At 67.4% G+C, this 19,714-nt stretch carries 18 protein-coding genes; 7 read left to right on the top strand and 11 right to left on the bottom strand.

What is annotated here, in order from left to right; genetic code table 11:
* Positions 1-7: 7 nt before the first annotated feature.
* The 3 genes from AZC_RS16105 to pepN form a co-directional block, all read right to left on the bottom strand.
* Positions 8-973, bottom strand: a complete 966-nt coding sequence (locus AZC_RS16105; protein WP_012171645.1) for a LysR family transcriptional regulator — start codon at positions 971-973, stop codon at positions 8-10.
* Between the two features lie 171 nt (positions 974-1,144).
* Positions 1,145-1,420 carry a hypothetical protein gene (locus AZC_RS16100; protein ID WP_043879473.1) on the bottom strand — a complete coding sequence of 92 codons (276 nt, stop codon included), beginning with the start codon at positions 1,418-1,420 and terminating at the stop codon, positions 1,145-1,147.
* Between the two features lie 143 nt (positions 1,421-1,563).
* Positions 1,564-4,197 (bottom strand): aminopeptidase N, encoded by a 2,634-nt coding sequence (pepN, locus tag AZC_RS16095; RefSeq protein WP_012171644.1) that lies wholly within the window; start codon positions 4,195-4,197, stop codon positions 1,564-1,566.
* 359 nt (positions 4,198-4,556) lie between these two features.
* On the opposite strand from pepN, the gene AZC_RS16090 reads away from it, so the two are divergent.
* Positions 4,557-5,747, top strand: coding sequence for an acyltransferase family protein (locus AZC_RS16090; RefSeq protein ID WP_081434011.1), 1,191 nt, complete (start codon positions 4,557-4,559; stop codon positions 5,745-5,747).
* On the opposite strand, the gene hisG is transcribed toward AZC_RS16090, so the two are convergent.
* Positions 5,723-6,703, bottom strand: a complete 981-nt coding sequence (hisG, locus tag AZC_RS16085) for an ATP phosphoribosyltransferase (RefSeq protein ID WP_012171642.1) — start codon at positions 6,701-6,703, stop codon at positions 5,723-5,725. The genes AZC_RS16090 and hisG overlap by 25 nt on opposite strands.
* Positions 6,700-7,851: an ATP phosphoribosyltransferase regulatory subunit gene (locus tag AZC_RS16080; RefSeq protein ID WP_043879472.1), complete on the bottom strand. Its 1,152-nt coding sequence runs from the start codon at positions 7,849-7,851 to the stop codon at positions 6,700-6,702. Before AZC_RS16080 ends, hisG begins: the two co-directional genes overlap by 4 nt.
* 186 nt (positions 7,852-8,037) lie before the next feature.
* On the opposite strand from AZC_RS16080, the gene AZC_RS16075 reads away from it, so the two are divergent.
* The gene (locus tag AZC_RS16075; protein ID WP_012171640.1) at positions 8,038-8,319 is read left to right on the top strand and encodes an exodeoxyribonuclease VII small subunit; all 282 of its coding nucleotides are present in this window, start codon (positions 8,038-8,040) and stop codon (positions 8,317-8,319) included.
* Positions 8,320-8,426: 107 nt separating this feature from the next.
* Here the strand turns inward: AZC_RS16075 and AZC_RS16070 are convergent, their stop codons facing one another.
* Positions 8,427-9,047, bottom strand: coding sequence for a protein-S-isoprenylcysteine O-methyltransferase (locus tag AZC_RS16070; RefSeq protein WP_012171639.1), 621 nt, complete (start codon positions 9,045-9,047; stop codon positions 8,427-8,429).
* The gene (locus tag AZC_RS16065) at positions 9,044-10,270 is read right to left on the bottom strand and encodes an alpha/beta hydrolase (protein ID WP_148209862.1); all 1,227 of its coding nucleotides are present in this window, start codon (positions 10,268-10,270) and stop codon (positions 9,044-9,046) included. Before AZC_RS16065 ends, AZC_RS16070 begins: the two co-directional genes overlap by 4 nt.
* A 257-nt stretch (positions 10,271-10,527) precedes the next feature.
* Here AZC_RS16065 and AZC_RS16060 point away from each other — a divergent pair, with 257 nt between their 5' ends.
* From AZC_RS16060 to dxs, 3 genes are all read left to right on the top strand, one after another.
* On the top strand, positions 10,528-11,460 hold the full coding sequence (locus tag AZC_RS16060) for a glycosyltransferase family 2 protein (RefSeq protein ID WP_158304128.1): 933 nt from the start codon (positions 10,528-10,530) through the stop codon (positions 11,458-11,460).
* The gene (locus AZC_RS16055) at positions 11,457-12,482 is read left to right on the top strand and encodes a glycosyl transferase (RefSeq protein WP_012171636.1); all 1,026 of its coding nucleotides are present in this window, start codon (positions 11,457-11,459) and stop codon (positions 12,480-12,482) included. The genes AZC_RS16060 and AZC_RS16055 overlap by 4 nt, the downstream gene beginning before the upstream one ends.
* Before the next feature lie 106 nt (positions 12,483-12,588).
* A complete protein-coding gene (gene dxs / locus AZC_RS16050; protein WP_012171635.1) occupies positions 12,589-14,514 on the top strand; it encodes a 1-deoxy-D-xylulose-5-phosphate synthase in 1,926 nt (641 codons plus the stop codon).
* A gap of 78 nt (positions 14,515-14,592) precedes the next feature.
* Here the strand turns inward: dxs and AZC_RS16045 are convergent, their stop codons facing one another.
* Together AZC_RS16045 and AZC_RS16040 are read right to left on the bottom strand one after the other, a co-directional pair.
* Positions 14,593-15,054 (bottom strand): hypothetical protein, encoded by a 462-nt coding sequence (locus AZC_RS16045; RefSeq protein ID WP_012171634.1) that lies wholly within the window; start codon positions 15,052-15,054, stop codon positions 14,593-14,595.
* Between the two features lie 113 nt (positions 15,055-15,167).
* Entirely contained in the window at positions 15,168-15,581 is a 414-nt protein-coding gene (locus AZC_RS16040; protein WP_148209861.1) for a hypothetical protein, read from the bottom strand.
* A 380-nt stretch (positions 15,582-15,961) separates the two neighbouring features.
* Between AZC_RS16040 and AZC_RS16035 the strand changes: the two genes are divergently transcribed.
* Together AZC_RS16035 and AZC_RS16030 are read left to right on the top strand one after the other, a co-directional pair.
* A complete protein-coding gene (locus AZC_RS16035; protein ID WP_043879469.1) occupies positions 15,962-16,693 on the top strand; it encodes a TlyA family RNA methyltransferase in 732 nt (243 codons plus the stop codon).
* A 5-nt stretch (positions 16,694-16,698) separates the two neighbouring features.
* The gene (locus AZC_RS16030; protein WP_173363004.1) at positions 16,699-17,910 is read left to right on the top strand and encodes a class I SAM-dependent RNA methyltransferase; all 1,212 of its coding nucleotides are present in this window, start codon (positions 16,699-16,701) and stop codon (positions 17,908-17,910) included.
* 5 nt (positions 17,911-17,915) lie between these two features.
* Here AZC_RS16030 and pstB read toward each other — a convergent pair whose 3' ends face one another.
* Both pstB and AZC_RS16020 read right to left on the bottom strand, forming a co-directional pair.
* Complete coding sequence (gene pstB / locus AZC_RS16025) at positions 17,916-18,749, bottom strand: phosphate ABC transporter ATP-binding protein PstB (protein WP_012171630.1); 834 nt, start codon at positions 18,747-18,749, stop codon at positions 17,916-17,918.
* A 98-nt stretch (positions 18,750-18,847) separates the two neighbouring features.
* Positions 18,848-19,702, bottom strand: coding sequence for a DUF1194 domain-containing protein (locus AZC_RS16020; protein ID WP_043879468.1), 855 nt, complete (start codon positions 19,700-19,702; stop codon positions 18,848-18,850).
* Positions 19,703-19,714 lie beyond the last annotated feature (12 nt).

Genomic DNA, 19,714 nt, shown 5'->3' with positions numbered 1-19,714 from the left:
GTGTGCGTCAGGTGCCGGTCTTGGCCTTCGCGGGGGTAGCGGGCAGGCGCGCGCAATCGGCATCGCGTGTCGGACCTTCGCCCTGCCAGCGGTTGTAGGCGTCCACGAGGAAGTCCACGAACACACGCACCTTCAGGTCCAGCGTCGCGCGGGCGGGGAAGATCGCGACCTGCTCGACGGGGTCTCGGCGCTGCCAGCCGGGCAGGACCACTTCGAGCTCACCCGACTCGACGCGCCGTCGCGACATGCAGCGCGAGAGCATGGTGATGCCGCAGGCGCCGGAGGCCTGGCGCACGGCCATGATGGCGTCGTTGGTATCGAGGGCGGGGCTGACACGCATCTCGAAGCTGTCGCTCGGCCCGTCGAGCTGCCAGACGAGGGGGCCGGGGGAGGTGCGCACGGCGATGATGTCGTGGTCCGCCAATTCGCGCGGATGGCTCGGCCGGCCGAACTCGTCGAGATAGTCGGGACTCGCCAGAAAGATGAGCTGCTGCGATCCGAGGTTGCGGACGTGGTAGCTGGAATCGCGCACCGGTCCGAGGCGCACCGCCACGTCGAAGCCGTGCTCGATGAGATCGAGCGGATGGTTGTCGAGCGTGATGTGCAACTGGACCTTGGGGTAGCGGCGGCGGAAGTTCGCCAGCTCCGGCTCCACGATGAGGATGCCGGTGGAATGGGGAAGCAGGACCTTCAGATGCCCCTCGGGCTCCTGCGTCAGCGCGCGGATGGAGGCATCCGCATGGTCGAGGGCGGCGATGGCATCGACGCACTTCTGATAATAGGCTTGCCCCGCCTCGCTCGGCCAGACGCGCCGGGTGGTGCGATGGAGGAGCTGGACGCCCAGCCGGTCTTCCAGCGCCTTCACCTTGCGGCTGACCGAGGTGGGCGGCAGGCCGAGCTGCTCGGCGGCGCCATTGAAGCTGCCGCGATCCACGACCCGCAGAAACACCTCGACATCGTCCAGTCGCGACATGGGGCAGGCCCTTTCCGGTAGGTGCCGGGAACAGCAGTTCCGCGGATGGTTCGCTGGCTGCGTCTTATCTTGGAAATATAGGTTCGCCCGCTGGTGGTGCCAGCGGGCGAGGGAGACGACGCGGCGACTGGGGGGAGGAAGACCGCCGCGCCGGCATCCGGACCGTCAGGCTCAGTTGTTGCCGACGCCGCGGTCGCCCAGCTTCAGGTCGAGCTGGTCAGCGCTGCGGGACGGCGCGGCGAAGATGGTGTTGATCTGCTGGGCCCGATCGGAGCTCGCGGCGTAGCCGAGCGAGGCGGTGGCGGGCTTGGCAGCCTCGGCGGCGGACTGGGCGGCCACCGCGTAGAATTCCTTGTTGGAGGCGGACAGATATTCATCCGCATGGGCGAGGCCCGAGAAGCTCAGGGAAGCGGCAAGGGCGAAAGCCAGGGTGCTGAGGTTACGCATGGGAGTGTTTCCTTGTTCGTTTGTTGAAGGGGCGCTGCGGCCCCGTTCGATGGACAAGGAGATAGACCCGTGCGGCTCTGCCGATAATGCGCTATTTTCGGCAGTCATTATCCCGGAAGTGGCAGTAATCGGTCTCCGCCCCCTCAACTGAGGGAGCGGGTGGCGATGTCGGTGACGTCCGCCGAAAGGCCGGGCGTAGCCGCCACGCGCCGCAGGGCGCGTTCGGCGCTCGCCCGGCGCAGCGGCTCGAGTTGCCGGAAGGTCTTGAAAGCCGAGAGCATCCGGGCGGCGACCTGCGGGTTCTTGGCGTCGAGCCCGAGCACCACATCCACCAGGAAGTCGTGGCCCGCCCCGTCCGGTCGATGGAACTGGGTGGGATTGGCGGTGGCGAAGGCACCGATGAGGGCGCGGACGCGGTTCGGATTGGCCATGGAGAAGACCGGAAGAAGGGTGAGATCCTTCACCCGCTCCAGTGTCCCGGCTTCGGGTATCTGCGCCTGCAGGCTCAGCCACTTGTCGATGACCAGCGGGTCGGTGACGAAACGGCGGTAGAAGTCGTCGAGCGCTTCCGCCCGCTCCGGCGTGTCGTGCTGCACCAGCACGGCGAGGGCCGCGAAGCGGTCCGTCATGTTGTCCGCGGCCATGAACTGAGCCTTGGCGCGGGCAATGGCCTCGGGTGCGCCACCGGAGGTGAGATAATCGAGGGCGAGATTGCGCAGCGCCCGCCGGCCCGCCGCCGCCGCGCCGGGGGAATAGGGGGGCGGGGCGGCGAGGGCCGCATAGGCCTCTTCCAGTTCCGTTCCGAGTGCTGTGGCCAACTGGCGCTTCAGCGCCCGGCGGGCGGTGAAGACGGCATCAGGATCGACATTGCTGCCGATCTCGCGGGCGATCTCGTTCTCGCCGGGGATGGCGAGCGCCTGCGCCTTGAAGGCGGGATCGAGCGTCGAGTCCGCGAGCAGCAGGCGGGCGGCTTCGATGAGCGGCGCCGCATCCGGCAGCGTGCCGCTGGCCGCGCCCGCCTTCAGGATGCGGAAGGCGAGGCCCTGAAGGGCGTCGAACCGGTTGAACGGATCGCGATCATGGGCGGCGAGGAAGACGAGGTCGGCGTCCGCGAGGTTCGTCGAAAGGTTGATGGGCGCCGAGAAGCCGCGGTTGAGCGACAGCACCGGGCGCGCATCGATGCCGGTGAAGACGAAGCTCTGCTCGGCCTGCGTCACCTCGATCACGTGGCGGGGCAGGTTGCGGCCGTCGTCCAGAGTCAGCGGCAGGTCCTGCCCGTCCGGCCCGATGAGGCCGATGGCGAGGGGGAGCACGACCGGCTTCTTTTCCGGCTGAGCCGGAGTGGGCGGCGTCTCCTGCCGGATGTCGAGGCGATAGGTGCGCGCGGCGGGATCGAACTGCCCCTGCGCGCTCACGCGGGGCGTTCCCGCCTGCGAATACCAGAGGGCAAACTGCGAGAGATCGCGTCCGCTCGCCTCCGCAAAGGCCGCAAGGAAATCCTCGATGGTCGCCGCGTCCCCGTCGTGGCGGGCGTAATAGAGATCCATGCCGGCGCGGAAGTCCTCGTCCCCCAGCAGGGTCTTGAGCATCCGCACCACCTCGGCGCCCTTCTCATAGACGGTCGCCGTGTAGAAGTTGTTGATCTCGTGGTAGCTTTCGGGCCGCACGGGGTGTGAAAGCGGGCCGGCGTCCTCCGTGAACTGGGCGGCCTTGAGCGTGCGCACATCAGAGATGCGCTTCACCGGCCGCGAGCGTTCGTCGGAGGAGAATTCCTGGTCGCGGAAGACGGTGAGGCCTTCCTTGAGGCATAGCTGGAACCAGTCGCGGCAGGTGACGCGGTTGCCGCTCCAGTTATGGAAATATTCGTGGGCGATCACGCTCTCGATGCCGGCATAATCCGTGTCGGTGGCCGTCTCGGGGCTCGCCAGCACGTATTTGTCGTTGAAGATGTTGAGGCCCTTGTTCTCCATCGCGCCCATGTTGAAATCGGACACGGCGACGATGTTGAAGACGTCGAGATCGTATTCGCGGCCGAACACCTTCTCGTCCCAGCGCATGGAGCGCTTCAGCGCGTCCATGGCATAGGTGGCCCGCGCTTCCTTGCCGGGCTCCACATAGATGCCGAGGTCCACCGGGCGGCCGGAGGCGGTGACGAAATGGTCCGGCACCTTGGAAAGATTGCCGCCCACAAGGGCGAACAGATAGGAGGGCTTTGGCCAGGGATCGTGCCAGATGGCATAATGCCGGTCGGTATCGGGAATGGGGCCGCTGCGCTCCAGATTGCCGTTGCTCAGCAGCACTGGGGCTTCCGCGCGGCTCGCCTCCACGCGCACGGTATAGACAGCGAGCACATCCGAGCGGTCGGGGAAATAGGTGATGCGGCGGAAGCCTTCCGGTTCGCACTGCGTGCAGTAATTGTCGCGCGAGCGATAGAGGCCCATGAGCTGGGTGTTGGCGGTGGGGTCCACCAGCGTCTCCACCTCCAGCGTGAAGCGGTCGGAGGGCGGATGCCGCAGGATGAGCGCCTGCGGGCTCGCCTCATAGGCGCCGCCGGCGAGCGGCGTGCCGTCGACCGCCAGGCGCACCAGCGTCAGGCCGTCGCCATCAAGCAGCACCGGGGCCGTCGCATCCCCCTTGGGATTGCGGCGGAGTGCGAGGCGCGAGATCACCCGCGTCGCGGTGGGGTGGAGCGAGATGTCGAGATGCACCGTGTCGACGAGCCATGCGGGCGGCCGGTAATCGGCAAGGCGCACGGGATGAGGCTCGGCATCACGCATGGACGGCTCCACTTGTCAGAGTCTGATCCGGACCGTCGAAACACTCAGAACGGTGAATCAGTCTCTCGTCTCCACCAGAGAGAACGTTGGCCGGTCAGCTTGTTGGGCAAGAGGACCGCAACCTGTTCTCGCGCCCCATTGTCGCGGCAGCGCGCGGAAGACTAGAAGTTACCCGGACACGGGGAAAGGGCGAAACTCCGCGCGGCGGTTGAAAAGTCGGGCATCGAGGTTGTCTCCTCGCGATCGCTGTAAATCTGCCGTTCATCTGCCCGCCACAAAGTATCCGCTTTGTCGCCTCTGCCTCCACGCATGGGAACCTTACAGCATCCGGCTCGTTCAGAGAGCCGGAGGTGCGCAGAATGGTCCGATTTGAAGCTCTCGATGCGTGGCGCGGGATCTGCGCATTGCTCGTTGTATTGTTTCATTTCTGTTTCATTTTCGCGTCTCCGCTCATGGATGCGCGGCTGGTGGCCAATGCCTATCTGTTCGTGGACTTCTTCTTCGTCCTGAGCGGTTTCGTGGTGTCCCACGCCTATCGCGACAGGCTCCATGATGCGGAGAGCTGGGTCGGCTTCGTCATCCGCCGCTTCGGCCGTCTGTGGCCTCTGCATGCGGCGCTGCTGGCTGCCTTCGTGGCTTTCGTTGGCCTTGCCAACCTGCTGCCGCATCCCGATCGCCTCGCCCTCTCCTGGGGGCCGGGCGAATATTCGGCGGTGGCGATCCCGCTCCACCTCATGCTGCTCAATGCGGTGAACCTGCACGGCATGGCGTGGAACGCGCCGAGCTGGAGCATTGGCGCGGAATTCTACACCTATCTCTTCTTCGGCGCGGTCTGCCTTCTGGCGCGGGGGCGCCTCGCGCTGGTCGCCGGGGTCATTGCGCTAGCCTGCGTCGTGCTGCTGGCCTGCGTCTCGCCCACCTACATGAATTCGACCGCCGATTTCGGCCTCTTCCGCTGCATGGCGGGCTTCTTTACCGGCGTTGTCGCCTATCACGTCCATGAGCGGCTCGCGCAGGCGCCCATGCGGCCTTCGGTGACGGGGACGCTGGTGGAAGGCGTGACCGTCGCCCTCGTGGTCCTGTTCGTGGTGAAGGCCGGGCGCGGGCCGGATGCGGTGGCAGCCATCAGCCTGGGTGCGCCTGCCGTGTTCGCGGCGGCGGTGCTGGTCTTCGCGCGCGAAGCGGGGCAGGTGTCCCGGCTGCTGCGGGGGGCGCCCTTCGCAGCACTCGGCCGCTGGTCCTATTCCATCTACATGGGCCACCAGATCGTGCTGATGGTGGCCGTTTATGGCGTCTGGCTGGCCAATCGCCGGTTCGGCTTCGGGCGCGAGATCGAGGTCATGATCGAGGGCCACGCCAAGACGCTCTACGATCTTGGCGGCGTCGTGCCGAGCTTTGCGCTGCTGGCCGTCATCCTCGGTGTCGTGATTGCGCTTGCGGCCTTCACGTACAGCCGCATTGAGGAGCCGGCCCGGCGGGCGTTCAATGGCTACGCCCGCCGCCGCGAAGACCGGATCGGTCGCGCTCAGGCCCCGGCGAGCCGGGCCTGAAGCGCCTCATAGAGCGGGTTTTCGGCCGCGAACACGTATTCGATCGGGCCCACCGTCACCATGCTCGCTCCCCGCTCGCGCAGGAACAGGGAGAGGGCGTGGAGCGTGTCCGGCGGGCAGTGCAGCGTGAGCATGCCCGAGGAGGTCGGCCCGCCGAAGGGCGCCACGCAGCGGAAGCGGCTCACAGCCTCGTCCACGAGGTTCGTATCGCACTGGATGAAGCGGGTGCGCACCTCGCGCATGGTGCGGGCGCGCTTTTCGGCCGCCATGCGGTCGAACATGGCGCGGGCCGCCGCATGCTGCGCCTCGCCCCATGGGGCGGTCAGCGAGGCGACGAGATTGGCCTCCGAGCGCAGCATCACGCCGTCGTCCACCACCTTCAGGGCGTTTGCGGCCAGTGTCGCGCCGGTGGTGGTGATGTCCACGATGAGTTCGGCGCTGCCGGCGGCGGGCGTGCCTTCGGTCGCGCCCGCGCTTTCCACGATCCGATAGTCCACGATGCCGTGACGGGCGAAGAAGCTGCGAGTGAGGTTCACATATTTGGTGGCCACCCGGATGCGCCGGCCGGTGCGGGCGTGGAAGTGACCGGCGACATCGTCGAGGTCTTCCATGGACCGCACGTCGATCCAGGCCTGCGGCACCGCCACCACCACATTGGCGTGGCCGAAGCCGAGCTTCTCCAGCAGCATCACGCGCTTGTCGGCATCCGGGATGTTCTCGCGCACGAGGTCTTCGCCAGTGACGCCCACATGGACGGCCCCGGAAGCCAGCGCCGCCGCGATCTCGGAGGCCGAGAGATAGGCGACCTCCACATTGTCCACCCCGCCCAGCGCGCCGCGATACTCGCGTGCGCCGCGCGCCTGCACCAGCGGCATCCCCGCGCGGGCGAAGAAGGCGTGGACGTTTTCCTGAAGGCGGCCCTTGGAGGGAACGGCAAGGATCAGCGTGTCGCTCATGACTGGCTCTCCAGCAGGGCGAGACGTTCCACCCACGCGGCAAATCCAACGGCCGGCACCACGGTTTCGGCGCCGAGGCGGCTCATCAGGCGGTCATAGCGCCCGCCGGCCACCAGCGGGGCAGCCACGCGCCCTTCCGGATCGCTGAGTTCGAACACCATGCCGCTGTAATAATCGAGCGGCCGACCGAAGGCGGCGGAGAATTCCACTTCCGACAGGTTCACCCCATGCGCAGCCAGATGGCTCGCCCGCTCCTCGAAGGCGGCCAGCGCGCCGGAAATGTCGATCCGGGCTTCGTTTGCCAGCGCGCGCACCTGTTCCAGCGCCGGGCCGGGGGCGCCGGTGATGGCCAGATAGCGCGAGAGGATGGCGGCCGTCTCGGCCGAGAGGCCGTTGCCTTCCAGCGCCGCCTGCTCCAGGAAGCGGGCGGCGATCTCGGAAACCGTGCGCCCGCCCACCGTGGTGATGCCGGCGATGGACAGAAGATCGGTGATGAGCGCGCGGGCGGCGTCCGGATCGGAGCCGGCCAGAGCCGAGAGCACGCCCGCATGGACGGCGGCGGTGCCCTTGGCCTCGCTCTCGCTCAGGTTGGCGATGTCCTCGTCCAGCCGGCCCTGCCCGAAGTCCTTCATCAGGCGGCGGCGCCAGGCCGGGGCGAGCGGCAGGGCTTCCAGCACCGCCGAGAACAGCCCCACGTCGCCGATCAGGATTTCCGGATCCGGCACGCCATAGATGGCGCAGGTCTCAAGGCCGAGGGCCAGAATGTCCGCATCCGCCGCCGCCGTGTCGGCGCGGCCGAAGGATTCCACACCCGCCTGACGGAATTCGCCGGCGCCCCCGGAATGGGAGCGGAACACCGGGCCGAGGTAGGAGACGGCCGCCGGCATGGGCAGGTGCAGGCGCTGCACCTCGCGGGCCACCGGGATGGTGAGGTCCGGACGCAGGCACAGTTCCTGCCCGTCCTCGCCGCTGGTGAGGAACATGCTGCGGCGGATGGTTTCGCCCGACAGGTCGAGGAAGGCGTCCGCCGGCTGCAGGATGGGCGGGTCCAGCCGCAGGAAGCCGGCGGAGGCGAAGCGCGCCATCAGCGCTTCGTCGAGCGCGCTGCTGTCGCGGAGGAGGGGAGGGCTTTGTGCCTCGATCGGCATTGCGGCTCTTGATCGTTGTGGGCGGCCGGGGCCGCAGATGCGGGACGGTCGCCCGCTTGAGGTTTCGTGCGGGCTTCTAGCAAAGCTCGGCGTCCGCGACCACCCTGTGACAGCCGATGGCGCCTTAAGGGCGGCGCAGTGCTCCGATATAAGGAGCGCAAGCATTGAGATTCGGAAGGACAGCCCATGGCCGAGACCAGCAAGACGGACGCCAAGACCAAGGCCGCAGCCGGTCCCGCCGTGTCCACCCTCTCCTTCGAGGCGGCGCTTGCCGAGCTTGAGAGCATCGTCCAGCGCCTGGAGGCCGGAAACGTGCCGCTGGAAGAGAGCATCGCCATCTATGAGCGCGGCGAAGCGCTCAAGAAGCGCTGCGAGGCGCTGTTGGGCGAAGCCGAGGCCCGGGTTGCCACCATCACCCGCGATGCGGATGGCCGGCCCACCGGCACGGCGCCTCTCGATCCGGCCTGAGCTGTCCCGGAACGGCACAGCCCTGCCTCTCCAAAAGGAACGCGGCTGGAACGCAGCGTGTCCGAATCGAGTGACGCGGTCCGGACGCGGTTCGTTCCGCCCCGCCCTCAGTAGACGCCGGGGATGATGCGCTTGGTGCGCTGCATGTAGGCGTCATATTGCGGGCCGAAGGTCTCCCGCATCATCTGCTCCTCGCGCCCGACCCGGAAGGCGAACAGGATGCCGAAGCCGATGAGGCCCGAGAGGCCCGCGACGAGGTTCGGCAGCAGCAGCGCCTGCGCCACCGCCCACAGGAAGAAGGCCGAATACATGGGGTGCCGCACGGCGCGATAGACGCCGTGAGTGATGAGCTGGTGGGTTTCCTTGATCTCCAGCGTCACCGACCAGTTGCGCCCGAGGTCGCGATGGGTGCGCCAGAACAGCCAGAGCGCGGCGATGAAGACGAGCGCGCCCGCCGTCACCTGAAGCGGCGAGGTGGCATAGGTGAGGCCGCGCGGCCAGCCTGTGAGGCAGAACACTGCAGGCACGATGCCGAGACCAAGCGTCGAGATGGTCAGCAGCGTGTATTCGCGCAGCGTGCGGTGGGTGGCGTCGGCCACGCGGGTGCGGCGCACCTTCAGTTCGAAGGGCAGACGCAGCAGATACCAGGACACCACGCCCAGGGCCCAGATGCACTTGGCGAGGGTGACGAGGGAAACCGGGTGAGCGAGCAGGGGAAGCGAAATCATGCGCCCTTTTGCTGCGTCACCGGCGGCGGCGCAAGCAGGCTGCCATCCTCCGCAAGCACGGAAAGTGGCCCTTCTGGCGATCCGACGAGCGTGTCGTAGGGCACCGGCGCGCACACGAACGCATAGAAATCATAAGGCGCCCGCCGGTCGTTCGCGAGGAAGAACTGGCAGTGCAGCCGCATGACATCGGTGCGGAAGCGGGCATAGGTCTTCGGTGTCAGCATGGAGCGGATGGCCACGCGCCGCACCAGCGGCCGGCGGTTGGGGTCGCCGTCCGAGATGCGCCCGAGCGTCACCGGGTCCACCTTGTAGAAGGATACGATGTCGTCGCGGGCCTGATATTCCGTCCAGCCGACGGCGGTGGCCTTGGAGACCGTGCGCGTCGCGCCGCGAAGCCGGTCGGCCGCCGGATGGAGGGCGAATTTCGCGATGGTGGAGCCCAGCGTCAGGATGCGGATGGGGATCTTGGTGCCGAAGTTCGGATCGTCCCGCAGCGCCCGCGCCACGAGGCTGATGGCATGCATGGCGCCGAGGCTGTGGCCGGCGATGATGATCTCGTCCACGCCGCCGAAGGCCATCACCGCATGCACGCGGTCCGCAAAGGCGGTGATGCGCTCCTTGATCTCGGGGTGCCGGTCATGGGCGAAGTCCACCGAAAATTCCGCAAGATCGAGGGATTGCCGGAGCCGAAACCGCTTGTTGAGAAGCTTCATCAGGCCGAAGCCGCCGATGAGCGTCGTCGCCACTCCCGCTGCCACGGCCACCCATTTCCCGGTCTGGCCGTTGAAGGCGTAGAAGGAGCCGATCAGCGCATCGCTCACCACCGGCCGGGCATAGGCCGTGGCGGCAAAGCCCAGGCCCACGGCCACCGCCCAGATGGCGGCCAGCGTCAGATAGGTGAGGCAGAAGAAGATGCCGTAGCGGTGGCTGGTGCCGAAATAGCGGAACAGCGTCCCCGAGCCGATCATGTCGGCAAGGGCGCGGATCGTGCCGCCCAGATGCGACCAGCGGCTGCGGTTCATGTCGCGCCGCACCAGATCGTCCCAGGCTAGAATTTCGAAGTTCGTTTCGGTGGACCAGCCGGGTCCCTCGCTGCGCGCCGTCCAAGTGGCACCGGTGCGCTTCGCGCGGGGCACGCTGTCCACCCGCGCCTTGATCCCCCACACGTCCGCAAAGCGCGCAAGCTCGCGCGTGAAGATGCCGTGGTGGGCATCCGCGGTCATGGGATCGTAGCCGGCCACAAAGAAAAGGTGGCGGCGGATTGTGGTGCCTTGGTGGGGTGGCGACATGGCGGCGCAATCTAAAGCAGGCTTGCCGCGGCGCAAAGCGGCTTCCCGGCTTCTCGGCTTGATCTGCGGCGCTGCGGTGCTACCTATGCCGCCGAAGGGCGCGGCCTGGGGATGTGTGGGGCTTGCAAAAGCCCCCGTCAGCCGGTTCGGCGTCCGTTTTTGAACTCGCGCCAGTGCGGCAGGAGCAGGGTGTGACAACGCCGCAAAGGTTGCTGTTCGTGAAGGTGAAGAAGCCGCCTTCGGTCAGCGTGGTCTTCGTCTCCTACAATAGCGGGCGCGTGCTGCCGCGCGCCATCGCCTCGGTGCCCGCCGCCTATCAGGTGGTGGTGGTGGATAACGCCAGTCCCGAGGGCCTCGATTGGCAGAGCGAGGTGGCGCGCCCCTTCGATCTGGTGCCCATGTCCGCCAATCTCGGCTTCGGCACCGCCTGCAATGCCGGCGCCCGCGCCGCGCGGGGCGATTATGTGCTCTTCCTCAATCCCGACGCGGTGATGGAGGAGGGCACCGTCCCCGCGCTCCTCGATGCAGTGAAGCGTTATGGCGACCCGGGCATCTTCATGCCGGCGATCCTGGGAGAGAACGGCCGGCCCATGCGCAAGGAAGGCTCGATCCTGGAGCCGGTCCCCCGCAAGCGGCGGCTCAAGGCGGAGGAGATCGCCGGGGATTACTGCACGCGCTTCGTCCATGGCGCGGCCTTCCTCATGGAGCGGCGCGCCTTCCTCGCCATGGGCGGCTTCGACGAGGGCATCTTCCTCTATCACGAGGACGACGATCTTGCGCTGCGGGCCATCCGCTCCGGCATCGCGATCGTCGTCGTGGCCGAGGCCCGCGTGATCCACGCGGGTGGCAAGTCCTCGGCGCCCGGCTGGCGGCAGACTTTCCGCATCAGCCGTTTCAAGAAGCATTCGGAACGCTACGTCCTCGCCAAATATGGTGCAGCCCGCGGCAAGGTTGGCGAGGTAACGTATCTGGCGGCAGGATGCCTGCTCGCTCTGCTCATGCTGGACATCCATCGTCTGATGATCCGTTCCGGCAAGATCGCCGGCCTGTGTGACAGGCTGGCCCTTCCCACCGTACAGGCGCGCACCGGGGGGGCGGACGCGTTTGAGAAAGGACGTCGATGAACCCGGCCAACCCCACCCGCGTCGCACGCTATCTGGCTTCGGCTGCGGTCAAGGTCTTCACCGGCTTCGACGCCACGGCGGATCTGCGCAAGGCACTCGGCCTCATGGTCGCGCCCGAGACGGTGGAGGAGATGCCCGAGGACAAGGCGCTTGAAGGCATGGGCCGCCGCGTGGTGCGGGCTCTGGCACCGGCCGACCAGCGGCCGGTGTGCCTGTTCGTGACCTATTCTCCCGATGGCCGGATCTGGCCGCACGTCATCAGCTATTGCAAGGATCTGAAGGCGGGGGGCTGCCGGCTGGTGATGATTGTCACCACCGACCGCACCGACCTCAAATGTTACGATCCGGGCCTGGCTGTCGCCGATTCGCTCATCGTGCTCGAGAATTTCGGCTACGACTTCTCGGCTTGGGCGCGCGTGCTCCGGCTGTGGCCGGAACTCTGGGCGGCGCCAGCCCTGTGGTTCGCCAACGACAGCGTCTACAATTCCCCGAGCGTGCTCGCCTCCATGCTGGAGCGCGTGAAGCGTAGCGTCGCCGACGTGGTGGCGCTGACCGAGAGCACCGCATTCCGCCGTCATTTCCAGAGCTATTTCTTCGTCCTACGCCCGAACGCCCTGGCCAGCGAGCCGGTGCGGGCCTTCTTCGGCGAGATGCGGGCCATCTTCGACAAGCAGAAGGTGATCGAGACCTGTGAGGTGCCGTTCCCGAGCATCCTCTCCAGCGCCGGACTGATGGTGGACGTGCTCTATCCGCTCGGCCTGACCGACGCGCGGGCGGCCAATCCCACGCTGATGGCGTGGAACGAATTGCTGAAGAACGGCTTCCCGTTCGTGAAGGTGCAGCTGCTGCGCGAGAATCCCATGCATGTGGACCTCTCCAAGTGGCGGGCCGATCTGAAGGCGTGCGGATTCCGTATGGATGAGGTGGAGATGCACGTGGGCAGCCATCGCATCCCCGCGGCGGCGCTCCTCCAGGCGCCGGTCCAGAAGCCGTCCGAGAAGACGCCCGCCGCAGCCTCCTGACTGGAACGCCCGGCGGCGGGTCACAAGGCGGTGCTTGCGCGTTGCGTTGCGGGGGCGGACTGTGTAACCCGTCCTTTCCCGGTGAGAGGCCGGAGCGGAGTGTGCGGTGACGGTAACCAAGACACCGCTTCTCGATACGGTGCGCGACGCCTCAGACGTCAGGCGCCTGCCGGAAGAGAAGCTTTCCCAGCTGGCGGATGAACTGCGTGCGGAGACGATCAGCGCCGTCTCCGTGACCGGCGGTCACCTCGGCGCGGGCCTCGGCGTGGTGGAACTCACCGTCGCCCTGCACCACGTGTTCAATACGCCCCACGACCGCCTGATCTGGGACGTGGGCCACCAGTGCTATCCGCACAAGATCCTGACCGGCCGCCGCGACCGCATCCGCACCCTGCGCCAGGGCGGCGGGCTGTCCGGCTTCACGCGCCGGTCCGAGAGCGAATACGATCCTTTCGGCGCTGCCCATTCCTCGACATCCATCTCCGCCGGTCTCGGCATGGCGGTGGCGCGCGACCTCTCCGGCGGCGACCGCAATGTGATCGCTGTGATCGGCGACGGCGCCATGTCGGCGGGCATGGCCTATGAAGCCATGAACAATGCCGGCGCCATGGACAGCCGGCTGATCGTCATCCTCAACGACAATGACATGTCCATTGCCCCGCCGACCGGGGCCATGTCAGCCTATCTCGCCCGGCTCATTTCCGGGCGCACCTATCTCTCCCTGCGCGAGATCGGCAAGCAGCTCGCCGGACACCTGCCCAAGTTCGTGAAGGATGGCGCCGCCAAGGCGGAGGAGTTCGCGCGCGGCTTCTGGACCGGCGGCACGCTGTTCGAGGAGATGGGCTTCTATTATGTGGGCCCCATCGACGGCCACAATCTGGAGCACCTGCTGCCGGTGCTGAAGAATGTGCGCGATGCCAAGACCGGCCCCATCCTGGTCCATGTGGTGACGCAGAAGGGCAAGGGCTATCCGCCCGCCGAAGCCTCGGCCGACAAGTATCATGGCGTCGTGAAGTTCGACGTGGTGACGGGCGCGCAGGTGAAGGCCAAGTCCAACGCCCCCAGCTACACCCGCGTCTTCGCCGAGACGCTGATCGATGAAGCCCGCCGCGACGACAAGGTGGTGGCCATCACTGCCGCCATGCCCTCGGGCACCGGGCTCGACCTGTTCGGACAGGCCTTCCCCCAGCGGACCTTCGACGTAGGGATTGCCGAGCAGCATGCCGTGACCTTCGCCGCAGGCCTTGCGGCGGAAGGCTACCGGCCGTTTTGCGCGCTTTATTCCACCTTCCTTCAGCGCGGCTATGATCAGGTGGTGCACGACGTGGCCCTTCAGGGCCTGCCGGTGCGCTTCGCCATCGATCGCGCCGGCCTTGTGGGCGCGGATGGCGCGACCCACGCGGGTGCCTTCGATCTCGCCATGCTTACCTGCCTGCCGGGCTTCACGGTGATGGCCCCCGCCGACGAGGCGGAACTCACGCACATGATCGCCACGGCCGTGGGGCATGACGCCGGCCCCATCGCCTTCCGCTTCCCGCGCGGGGAAGGGGTGGGCGTGGAGCGGCCGGAGAAGGGCGAGCGCCTGCCCATCGGCAAGGGCCGCGTGGTGCGCGAGGGGCAGGATATCGCCTTCCTGTCGCTGGGCACCCGGCTTGCCGCCTGCCTCGATGTGGCCGAGCGCCTCTCCAGCCTCGGCATTTCGGCGACCGTCGCGGATGCGCGCTTCGCCAAGCCCATCGACCGGGAACTGATCGCGCACCTTGCCCGCACCCATGCGGCACTTGTGGTGGTGGAGGAGGGCTCCGTCGGCGGCTTCGGCAGCCAGGTGCTCCAGTTCCTCAGCGATGAGGGGCTCATGGACGGCGGCCTGAAGGTGCGTGCGCTGACCCTGCCGGACACCTATATCGACCACGATACGCCTGCCGCCCAGCTGGCGGAGGCGGGGCTTGATGCCGATGGCATCTACAAGCGCGCGCTGGCGCTGGTTCAGCCCGCGGAGCGCCGGGGGGCGGTCGCAACAAAACGCGCCTGAAGCCGGCAGGCAACAGGCGCGCAAGGTGCTCCCACTTGAATGAACGCGGCCCGGAGGTCAGCCGGCCGCGTCGGGATTTCAGCCTTTGCAGGCGGTCTCGAAGCTGGCGAAGGCGGCGGGCGCCCCGGTCAGCGAAATCTGCTGCTTCACGCCCTTGACCTCGATGGTCATGAGCTTGCCGCCGGCGAGCACGGCCTTCACGTCGTCGAAGGTGGCGCCGGCTTCCACGTCCACTGCGGCGCTTTCCTCGCTGGTCACGGCCTTGCCGGTGAAGGTCTTCTTCACCTTGCCGGCGCTCAGGATGATGCGCGCGGGCTCGTCGGCCTTGAGGCCCTTGGAGCCGATGTAGCTGCCGACCAGCACGGTCGGATTGCCCTTGTTGCAGACGAAGCCGATCATGCCGTGATCGCTTTCCGGCGCGCTGAACGACAGCGTGGCACCGTTGTCCATGGAGGCAGCGTTCCAGACGAGCTTTTCCTGCGCCGCAGCGGGCAGGCAGGTGGCTGCGAGCAGGCCGGTGGCGAGAAGGGTGCGGAACATGAAGTCTTCCTCAAGATCGGACGGCGCGATCATATCGAAGACAGAACGCACGCAAAGCGTGTCCTTAATTCTAGGTTAAGAACACCACGGCGGGCGAACTTGTATCTACTTTGTTACCTCTTCCCCTGGCAGGCGCGCTCAAAGTCCGCAAGGCGTGTGCGGGCGCCAGCGAGGGGATAGGTCTGGCTGGAGCCCGGCATGCGGACGGCCAGCGTCTCGCCTTCACGGAAGATGTCCAGCACGCGCGGTGTCAGCGTCACCGCCGCCTCCACCACCAGCCGGCCGTCGGTGGTGCCGAGGAAGGCGCTGGCCGCCAGTTCCAGCCGACGCTTGCCGCTGGAGAGCGACAGGGGCACGCCGTCGCCCGAGCGGATCTTGTTGTCCTGCGGGACTTCGACGGCGATCTGAAGCAACTGGGCGCTGGGCAAGCAGGTGGCGGAAAACACCGGGTCCGCCGCCTTCGGCTGGCCGAAGCGCAGGGCATAGGCATCATCCGCCCGCACGATGCTCCAGACGCGGGTATCCACGGGCTCGGCTTTCGCTGGCTTGCTGGCCTTGGACGGCTTCGTGGCTGCGGCGGCACCACCTGGGCCGGCACACATCAGCGCCGCACACGCGGCCGCAGCAAGGAACTGTCGCATACGCACTCCACCGGCAGGGCTCAAGCACAACCTGAGTTTGGTTGCAGTGCAAGCCAAACTTGAGCTGGGTCTTTGATCCTGGTTGAAACGTCTCCGCAGCCTAAAAGGCTCCGCCGCGCGGTTCCGTTTGCCTTGCCCCCGGCCGATCGCATATCACGGGCCCGGCCTCGGGTGTGAAGATCCTTTGGCATCAATCCCGTGCGACCGCGCCTCCGTGGCGTCCGCGGGAGCTTTTCGGCAGGGCTTTTGGAAAAGAAGGGGCCGGTATGGCCGCGCGGGCGCGCATCGACAAGCTGCTGGTGGAGCGCGGGCTGTTCGACAGCCGGGCGCGGGCGCAGGCGGCTGTCCTTGCGGGGCAGGTGAGCGTCAATGGCGCGGTTGCGAAGAAGCCGGGACAGGAAGTGGACGAGGATGCGCAGATCGAGGCGCGCGATCTCCATCCTTATGTGTCGCGCGGCGGACTGAAGCTCGAAGCCGGGCTCGATGCGTTCGGCTTCGAGGTGAAAGGCAAGCGGGCACTGGATGTTGGCTCCTCCACCGGAGGCTTTACCGACGTGCTGCTCACGCGCGGCGCCGCCAGCGTCGTGGCCGTGGACGTGGGGCATGACCAGTTCCACCCGCGCCTGCGCGGACGCCCGGAGGTGCGCCTGTTCGAGGGCACGGACATCCGTCGCCTTGAGCCTGCGCAGGTGGGTGAGCCGGTGGACCTGATCGTCTCCGATGTGAGCTTCATCTCGCTGGCGCTGGTGCTGCCGCCAGCGCTCGCCTTCGCGGCAGAGCAGGCCGCCCTCGTGGCGCTGGTGAAGCCTCAGTTCGAAGCCGGCCCCGCGCATGTGAGGAAGGGCGTGGTGAAGGACGCCGCCATTCATGAGGCGGTCTGTGCCCGTGTGCGAGGCGAAGTCGAGGGCCTCGGCTGGCGCGTGCTGGGCCTCGCGCCGTCGCCCATCGAGGGCGGGGACGGCAATCGGGAATTTCTTTTGGGTGCGGTGCGACCGTGAGCGAGATGGAAGTGGAAGTCCTGCGCGTCGGCGCGCAGGGAGATGGGCTCGCGGCCGGCGGCCTGTTCGTGCCTTATGGCCTGCCGGGGGAGATCATCGCCGGCCGGCGCGACAAGGACCGGCTGGTGGAGCCCCGCGTCCTCAAGGCGAGCCCGGAGCGGGTGGCCCCCGCCTGCACGCATTTCGGCCTCTGCGGCGGCTGCCTGCTCCAGCATTGGGAGGCAGCGGCCTATCAGGCGTGGAAGCGCGGCCTGGTGGTGGACGCGGTCTCCCGCGAACGGGTCGAGGTGGAGGTGGCGCCGCTGGTGGATGCCCATGGCGAGGGCCGCCGCCGCGCCATCTTCCATGCCCGGCAACTGGGCAGGCGCACCGTGGTCGGCTTTGCCGAGCGCAAGTCGCACGCCATGGTGCCGGTCACGGAATGCCCGGTGCTCTCCCCCGCCCTCGATCAGGCCCTTCCCGTGGCGCGGGCGGTGGCCGAAGCATTGGCGGAGATGAAGAAGCCCCTCGACCTGCATGTGACCGCCACCGAGAGCGGGCTTGATCTGGACGTGCGCGGCTCGGGCCCGCTCTCGCCCATGATCCTCATGGACCTCGCCGCCCTCGCGGATCGCTTCGATCTTGCCCGTCTCACCCGCCACGGCGAGATGGTGGTGCAGCGCCGCCTGCCGTTCCTGCCCATGGGCCTTGCGCGCGTGGAACTGCCGCCCGCCTCCTTCCTTCAGGCCACCGCCGCCGGCGAGGCGCTGCTGGCGCAGGCGGTGGGAGAAGGGGTGGAGGGCGCCAGAAGCGTCGCCGATCTCTTCTGCGGCGTCGGCACCTTCGCGCTGCGGCTCGCCAGCCACGCCCGCGTGCGCGGCTATGAGAGCAACGAGACTGCCATCACCGCCCTGCTCAAGGCCATCCGTGGCACGCAGGGCCTCAAGAGCGTGGAAGGCGAGGTGCGCGACCTCTTCCGCCGGCCGCTGATGGCGCAGGAGCTGGAGAAGTTCGAGGCCGTGGTCATCGATCCGCCCCGCCAGGGGGCGGAGGCGCAGGCACGCGAACTCGCCCGCTCGAAGGTGGAACGGCTCGTCTATGTGTCCTGCTCGGCCCAGACCTTCGCGCGCGACGCCCGCCTGCTGATCGACGGCGGCTTCCGCCTTGAGCGCGTGACGCCCTATGACCAGTTCCGCTATTCGCCCCATGTGGAACTCGTGGGCCACTTCCACCGCTAGGGGCCTCAGCCGAAGCGGCCGGTGATGTAGCGCTGGGTGCGGGCGTCCGCCGGTGCCGTGAACAGATGGCGTGTCGTGCCGAACTCCAGGATTTCGCCCAGATACATGAAGGCGGTGTAGTCCGAGATCCGGGCCGCCTGCTGGAGATTGTGCGTGACGATGGCGATGGTGTGATCGCGCTTCAGCTCGTCGATGGTCTGTTCGATCTTGGCCGTCGCGATCGGATCGAGCGCCGAGCAGGGCTCGTCGAAGAGGATCACCTCCGGGCCCACCGCCAGCGTGCGGGCGATGCACAGGCGCTGCTGCTGTCCGCCCGACAGGCTGAGCGCGCTCGTGGGCAGGATGTCCTTCACCTCGTCCCACAGGGCCGCGCGCCGGAGCGCCTCTTCGACGCGGTTCCTCAGCTCCGCCGGCGCGGGATCGAGGGAGAGGCGCACGCCGAGGGCCACATTGTCGAAGATGGAGAGGGGAAAGGGCGTCGGCTTCTGGAACACCATGCCGATGCGCGTGCGCAGTGCCAGAAGGTCCACGTTGGGGGCGAGGATGTTCTCCCCGTCCATCCAGACCTCGCCATCGACCGTCTGGTCGAAATAAAGGTCATACATGCGGTTGAAGACCCGCAGCAGGGTGGACTTGCCGCAGCCGGAGGGGCCGATGAAGGCCGTGACGCGATCGCGATGCACGGGCACGCTCACGTCATTGAGCGCGAGGGTGCGGCCGTAATGATAGGTGATGTGTCGCGCCTCCATCTTCACCGAAGCGGGAGCCTCGGGCGCGAGGCCCGAAAGGGCGAGGGGCGGCAGGCTGACTTCCGGTCCCAGCGGCGGATGGATCGACATGGGCCGCGCTCCGTAATTGGAACTGCGGCCATGATGCCGGAGGGCGCCATACCCGTCCTTGCGCGGGATCAGTCACGGAATCGTCATGGTCCCGCCCCTCAGTTGTTGTTCCAGCGCTCGCCCCAGATGCGCTCGCCGATGGTGCAGGAGATGCGCGGCGGCTGGACCACCGGGACGACCAGTGGCACGCGCGGCGGTTTCACGCCGGCCACTTCCAGCACCATCTTGGTCTTGATGGCCTGGATGAACTCTGCCCGCTCGCGCACCGCGATCACGAAGGCGCCGGGGCCGCCGATGACGCAATCCTCGTAATATTGGTCCAGATCCTCGATATCGAGGGAGTTGGAATTGGGCCGCTTCAGCATCAGGGGCAGGCCATTGATGGTGATGCCCTGCGCCACCAAAGCGTCGCGGGTCTGGTCTACGCGGGCGCCCTGGTTGTTCACGCCGTCGCCCGAGACATCGATGACCTTCCGCATGGCGCGATACTCCATGCCCTCGAACAGATGCGCGGAGAAGATGAGCCCGCCGGAGATGGAGGTGCGATAGACCCGGCGGAGGGGCGCGGCGGCGATCTCGGCGGAGACGGCGCGGGCCGTCTCCGGCCCGTCGACAAGCCGCCAGGGCAGCACCAGCTTCTGTTCGTGCTCCCCCGCCCATTCCACATAGGCCACGAGCACCCGGCCGTTGGGCCCGAGCTTCAGGGCATTGAGGAATTCCGGCGAGACGAGGGCCTGCGCATAGCCGTCCCGCTGGAGGGCCTGTTCTTCCGTATCCATGGAATAGGAGACGTCCACGGCGAGGACGAGAGCCACGTCCACCGTAGGCACGCTTGAGCGCTGCGTGGTCGCCGCCGCGGCCGGGGCGGCGCCGGGCGGGCCGAGGCAGAGGCTTCCGGCAAGGCCGAAAGCCAAGGCGAGAGCGGCGATCCAACTCCCCACAACGCGTCCCATTGGCAGCCTCCA

It is taken from the genome of Azorhizobium caulinodans ORS 571 (genome assembly GCF_000010525.1).
GTDB lineage: Bacteria > Pseudomonadota > Alphaproteobacteria > Rhizobiales > Xanthobacteraceae > Azorhizobium > Azorhizobium caulinodans.
The sequence above is the reverse complement of the archived record's forward strand: the minus strand, read 5'-3'. Positions and strand labels throughout refer to the sequence as shown.